This is a genomic window from Curtobacterium sp. CFBP9011, from assembly GCF_034045095.1.
Taxonomy (GTDB): Bacteria; Actinomycetota; Actinomycetes; order Actinomycetales; family Microbacteriaceae; genus Curtobacterium.
The window spans coordinates 1-2,873 of the sequence record NZ_JAXCWN010000016.1; the positions used below are offsets into that span (position 1 = coordinate 1).

The 2,873-nt window shown below is 55.7% G+C and carries 2 rRNA genes (1 of these 2 running past the window's edge); both read left to right on the top strand.

The features are described 5' to 3' along the window. Positions 1-238 precede the first annotated feature (238 nt). A 16S ribosomal RNA gene (locus SOM35_RS17335) occupies positions 239-1,768 on the top strand. Between the two features lie 478 nt (positions 1,769-2,246). Continuing rightward, positions 2,247-2,873 (top strand): 23S ribosomal RNA (locus SOM35_RS17340) (it continues 2,697 nt past the right edge of the window). Together the 16S and 23S rRNA genes form the textbook arrangement of a ribosomal RNA operon.

Genomic DNA, 2,873 nt, shown 5'->3' on the forward strand with positions numbered 1-2,873 from the left:
GGGTTCGAGAACGACAGCCTCTCTGGCGGAGCATCTTCGTGGTGTCGAGTGGGGAGTGCGTCTGGTCCTTGAGAACTCAACAGCGTGCACATTGTCAATGCCAATTTTATTGACCTCGTGCCCGGTCTGCCTTCGGGTTGGTCGGGTCATGAAGCAATTCCTTTTGGATTGAAGATTGTCAGTAGACAGTCAACAGTCAAGATCAACTCGCTGACACTTTTAGTGTTGGTTGTAATTTTTTACGGAGAGTTTGATCCTGGCTCAGGACGAACGCTGGCGGCGTGCTTAACACATGCAAGTCGAACGATGATCAGGAGCTTGCTCCTGTGATTAGTGGCGAACGGGTGAGTAACACGTGAGTAACCTGCCCCTGACTCTGGGATAAGCGTTGGAAACGACGTCTAATACTGGATATGATCACTGGTCGCATGGCCTGGTGGTGGAAAGATTTTTTGGTTGGGGATGGACTCGCGGCCTATCAGCTTGTTGGTGAGGTAATGGCTCACCAAGGCGACGACGGGTAGCCGGCCTGAGAGGGTGACCGGCCACACTGGGACTGAGACACGGCCCAGACTCCTACGGGAGGCAGCAGTGGGGAATATTGCACAATGGGCGAAAGCCTGATGCAGCAACGCCGCGTGAGGGATGACGGCCTTCGGGTTGTAAACCTCTTTTAGTAGGGAAGAAGGGAGCTTCGGTTCTTGACGGTACCTGCAGAAAAAGCACCGGCTAACTACGTGCCAGCAGCCGCGGTAATACGTAGGGTGCAAGCGTTGTCCGGAATTATTGGGCGTAAAGAGCTCGTAGGCGGTTTGTCGCGTCTGCTGTGAAATCCCGAGGCTCAACCTCGGGCTTGCAGTGGGTACGGGCAGACTAGAGTGCGGTAGGGGAGATTGGAATTCCTGGTGTAGCGGTGGAATGCGCAGATATCAGGAGGAACACCGATGGCGAAGGCAGATCTCTGGGCCGTAACTGACGCTGAGGAGCGAAAGCATGGGGAGCGAACAGGATTAGATACCCTGGTAGTCCATGCCGTAAACGTTGGGCGCTAGATGTAGGGACCTTTCCACGGTTTCTGTGTCGTAGCTAACGCATTAAGCGCCCCGCCTGGGGAGTACGGCCGCAAGGCTAAAACTCAAAGGAATTGACGGGGGCCCGCACAAGCGGCGGAGCATGCGGATTAATTCGATGCAACGCGAAGAACCTTACCAAGGCTTGACATACACCGGAAACGGCCAGAGATGGTCGCCCCCTTGTGGTCGGTGTACAGGTGGTGCATGGTTGTCGTCAGCTCGTGTCGTGAGATGTTGGGTTAAGTCCCGCAACGAGCGCAACCCTCGTTCTATGTTGCCAGCGGGTTATGCCGGGGACTCATAGGAGACTGCCGGGGTCAACTCGGAGGAAGGTGGGGATGACGTCAAATCATCATGCCCCTTATGTCTTGGGCTTCACGCATGCTACAATGGCCGGTACAAAGGGCTGCGATACCGTAAGGTGGAGCGAATCCCAAAAAGCCGGTCTCAGTTCGGATTGAGGTCTGCAACTCGACCTCATGAAGTCGGAGTCGCTAGTAATCGCAGATCAGCAACGCTGCGGTGAATACGTTCCCGGGCCTTGTACACACCGCCCGTCAAGTCATGAAAGTCGGTAACACCCGAAGCCGGTGGCCTAACCCTTGTGGAAGGAGCCGTCGAAGGTGGGATCGGTGATTAGGACTAAGTCGTAACAAGGTAGCCGTACCGGAAGGTGCGGCTGGATCACCTCCTTTCTAAGGAGCATCTGGTCAGTGCTGTTCACCGTGATGGTGAGTGGTGGCTGGTCCAGGCGCCCGATTCGGACCGAACGTGTCCGACGGGTAGCTCATGGGTGGAACATTGACAGTGCAGTCGGGAGCGCGTCTTCCGGTCTCAGTACGTTCCCCGTCGTCGGTCTTGTGCCGGTGTTGGGGGGTTGGAACGGGTCGGGGGTGAGCGGCTTGGCTGGTGCACGTTGTTGGGTCCTGAGGGACCAGGCTTCCTGCTGTGGGTGGTGTCCGTGATGGATGCTCATCCGTGGTGGGGGTTGGGCCTTGAGGGTCCTTCGTTGGGCCACATGAAGCCAGAGGGTTTTTTCTGGGGGAGTGTGGTGCCGATCGTATGTTGAGAACTACACAGTGGACGCGAGCATCTTTAGATTCGCGTCATCGATGATCGTCGGCTTTCGGGTTGGCGTGTGTCGTGGCGTTGGATCGCAATTTTAATCTTTGTGGTCAAGTTTCTAAGAGCAAACGGTGGATGCCTTGGCATCTGGAGCCGAAGAAGGACGTAGAAATCTGCGATAAGCCTCGGGGAGCTGATAATCGAGCTGTGAGCCGAGGATTTCCGAATGGGGAAACCCCGCCAGGCGCTTTTGTGACCTGGTGACTCCCGCCTGAATATATAGGGCGGGTAGAGGGAACGTGGGGAAGTGAAACATCTCAGTACCCACAGGAAGAGAAAACAACATGTGATTCCGTGAGTAGTGGCGAGCGAAAACGGATGAGGCTAAACCGATCATGTGTGATAGCCGGCGGGCGTTGCATGGTCGGGGTTGTGGGACACGTCACTCAGTTCTGCCGGACTGGGACGGTTACAGCGCATCATAGTCGAACCGGTTTGAAAGCCGGGCCGTAGTGGGTGCCAGCCCCGTAGACGAAATGGTGTTATGGCCGGATGTGTATCCCAAGTAGCACGGGGCCCGAGAAATCCCGTGTGAATCTGTCAGGACCACCTGATAAGCCTAAATACTCCCAGATGACCGATAGCGGACAAGTACCGTGAGGGAAAGGTGAAAAGTACCCCGGGAGGGGAGTGAAATAGTACCTGAAACCGTTTGCTTACAAACCGTCGGAGCCT